The sequence below is a fragment of the Mycolicibacterium peregrinum genome, assembly GCF_001665625.1.
In the GTDB taxonomy this organism is placed as follows: Bacteria; Actinomycetota; Actinomycetes; order Mycobacteriales; family Mycobacteriaceae; genus Mycobacterium; species Mycobacterium peregrinum_B.
In genome coordinates this window covers 1-2867 of record NZ_LZSY01000029.1, presented here as the reverse complement: position 1 = coordinate 2867, position 2867 = coordinate 1, and the positions used below count along the sequence as shown (strand labels likewise).

The window sequence follows — 2867 nt, the reverse complement described above, 5'->3', positions numbered from 1 at the left end:
GTGGAGCGGCGGTCGCGGTCGTCGCACTCGGCCAGCAGCAACTCCGCCAGAAACCCCTGATACGACAGTTGTTCGCGGTTGGCCGCAGACAGGGCTTCATCGAGCACGGCGCGGATGGTGGGTAGCCGCAGTCGCCGGCAAGCCTGGTCGATCGCGGCCAGGGCGGCGGGTTCGGTCAGGCCGCGTTGGCGACGCAGGGTGGAGGTGACGGTAGTAGTGCGGCTCATGACACATGACTCTCTTCACTCGTGGTGCTCGGATCGGTGGATGTGGCAGTCTCGGGAGCGCTGCGTTGGTGGGCCAGCAGTTCGTCGTAGGCACCGACGCTGGGCAGGGGCCGGGTATCGGCCGGCAGCCCAGCGATTACCGCGGCGGGATCGGCCAGTCGACGTTGGGTCAAACTGACAACCCGATGCTCGGGCCCGACTGGGTGAGCAGGCAGATGACGGCCCGATTCGGCCCCACCTGCTCCCGCGTGGCGGCGGGCTTCCAGGGCGACCACATCGGCGCTGACCGCCCCTACCTTCAACGCCGCGGTGATACCGGCGATGACGTCGGTCTCAGCCATGCTGCGGTGCAGCAACAGCACGTCGATGAGTTCGCGGGTGCCCGCGGCGTCGCCGTTGACCCGGCGTGCTGCGGCCCAGAACGCTTCGTGGGCGGGGGTGAAGGTTCCGGCGGCCCGGGCCGCAGCCAACGCCGACGATCCCGGCAATGCTCCGGGTTTGATCTTGAGCACTTCTAGGTAGTGGTCCAGTTGCACGCCGGCCCCGCTGCGGGCGGCGATGCGGGGGTGGACGGCGATCGGGGTCCGGCCGTCGAACACCACCACTTCGTTGGCCCGCAATGAGACGCGGACCTTGCGGCCGATGAACCGCACCGGCACCGAGTACTTGACCATCCGCACCGTGATCAACGACGACCGATCCACTCGCGGGGTGAGCACCAGGCCGGGATCGAACGGTTCGACCGGCAGCGGCGCCAGCAGGGGTTGTTCGGCGGCGAAATCCTCACCGACGGTGCGGATCCGGTCGGCGATGCGGCGGTGATCGTCCTCGGCCTCCCACCCCCGGATCCGGTCATTCAGCTCGGCCAGGGAGTCGACGTCGGGCATCGGGGTCAGCCGGTTGCGCCGGAAGCGGCCGACTTCGCCTTCCACACCGCCTTTTTCGTGCGCCCCGGCGATTCCGGGCTGGCAGTAGAAGGCATCAAACCCAAAGTGGGATCGGAACAACACCCACCTCTGATTTTCGGTGCGGCGGCGATCTGTGGGGCCGTGCAGCACCGCGGCGACTGCACTCGTCAGATTGTCGTAGCGGATATGGCGGGTTGGGATCCCGCCAATCGCAGTGAACGCCTCAATATGGCCCTCCAGGAAGGCTTCCTGAGCCTGAGTTGGATAGACCCGATGAATGGCCTTACCAGAATGGGCTAGCCAGAACACGAACATGTGGCAGCGGGTTTTCACGCCGGCCAGCATCACCCACACCTCACCGAAATCGACCTCGGCTTCCGCGGCGGGCGGGCGTTCCTGGGGCACAAACACTTCGACCCGGCGACCGACCTCCACATCGATCTGGGCCCGGCGGATCCGCACATAGTCACGCACCGTCGAATACGACAACCCCTCGCCGGCACCGTGTTCGTCAATCAGCCGGTGCAGGATCCGCCGCGTGGTATGACGCTGCTTGCGCGGCGCGGTGGTATCGGCCCACAACATCTCATCAATGGCGGTCTTGAACGGCTCGAGTTTGGGCGAGGACCGCGCCGGGGTCTTACGCGGCGGTGGGACCGGGTTGGCCAACGCTTGGCGCACCGTGCGGCGATGCACCCGATACTTGGCGGCCAACTCTCGGATCGACAACCCCTCCACGCGGGCATCACGGCGAATCGCTGCGAACTGTTCCACCCGATCCTCCACACCTGGCTCCTCTCCATCGCAACTCTGTTCGATGGATCAACAGTGGAGTGGGGCCAAATCAAACCGTCATAACCGCACCGGCGAGTCGGCAAATGGGGCCACTTCAAACCGTCCTACCGGGGCCAAACCAACTTGTCACAGTCAGGCACGCTGGCGCCGGGGTACCTGGCGGTGACGGCGTCTTTCTGCTCGTTGCTCAGGAAGAGGTACCAGTCACCGCTGATCGGGTCGTAGAAGCGGTGATCGTGACGGTCGACGATGGCCCATCCGCGGCCGATGTTGTCGGATCCGTTGGAGACGATCCGAAAGCCCTGGGATGCGACTGCGTCTGCGAGTTTCTGTTCGGTCATCTCGCCGGTGACGGTCACTGGTGCGTAGATGAATCGGTTGGGGTCGTGGTCGTCCCAGTGGGTGACGACCTGGTGGCGATCGCCGTCTTTGCAAATGGTGGTGCTGTAGTAGCTCATGATGGCCTCCTTGATGGTTGTTTGACTGTGCTGGTGTGGGTTTGGTGGTGCGCCCGGGGCCGCGGATTGCTCGGCACGGCCCCGGGGCACCGTGGGTTCAGGGGTTGGCGATGATGGCTTCGGCGGCGGCGAGGTAGTGCTCGGCGTGGCGGAGCTCGTCGGGATTGGCGTCGCCGGCCAAGAGCACGGTGACGGCGTTGTCTCGTGCGGAGAGTGCGTATTGGTTGCGCCGGTGGGGATCGTCGATCGCGGCGTTGGCGGCGTGGATGTCGGAGCGGGCCTCTTCGAGGGTGGCTGCGGCGTTGGTGGCGATACTGATGGGGTCGTGGTCGGTGGTGGCCCAGGGGTCGGTGATCTGTGCGGGCATGGTCGGTCCTTCCGTTTGGTGTGGTGACTGGTTGCGCTGGTCAGCGCTGGGGGTGCGGTCAATCGGTTGGGTGGCGATGTCAACCCCGAAGAGCTCGGGGTGGTGGGAGCCG

Annotated in this window: 3 protein-coding genes and 1 pseudogene; all 4 read right to left on the bottom strand. The window is 65.9% G+C overall.

Annotation, left to right across the window (positions count from 1 at the left end; all coding sequences use genetic code 11):
* Positions 1 to 227, bottom strand: a pseudogene (locus A5779_RS04755) (IS21-like element helper ATPase IstB); the annotation flags it as partial.
* Entirely contained in the window at positions 224 to 1921 is a 1698-nt protein-coding gene (gene istA, locus A5779_RS04750; protein ID WP_082941529.1) for an IS21 family transposase, read from the bottom strand. The gene istA and the pseudogene A5779_RS04755, both read right to left, overlap by 4 nt.
* Positions 1922 to 2034: 113 nt before the next feature.
* Positions 2035 to 2388: a hypothetical protein gene (locus A5779_RS04745; RefSeq protein WP_064879469.1), complete on the bottom strand. Its 354-nt coding sequence runs from the start codon at positions 2386 to 2388 to the stop codon at positions 2035 to 2037.
* A gap of 97 nt (positions 2389 to 2485) precedes the next feature.
* The coding region (locus A5779_RS04740; RefSeq protein WP_236734648.1) for a hypothetical protein at positions 2486 to 2867 on the bottom strand (382 nt) is incomplete at its 5' end.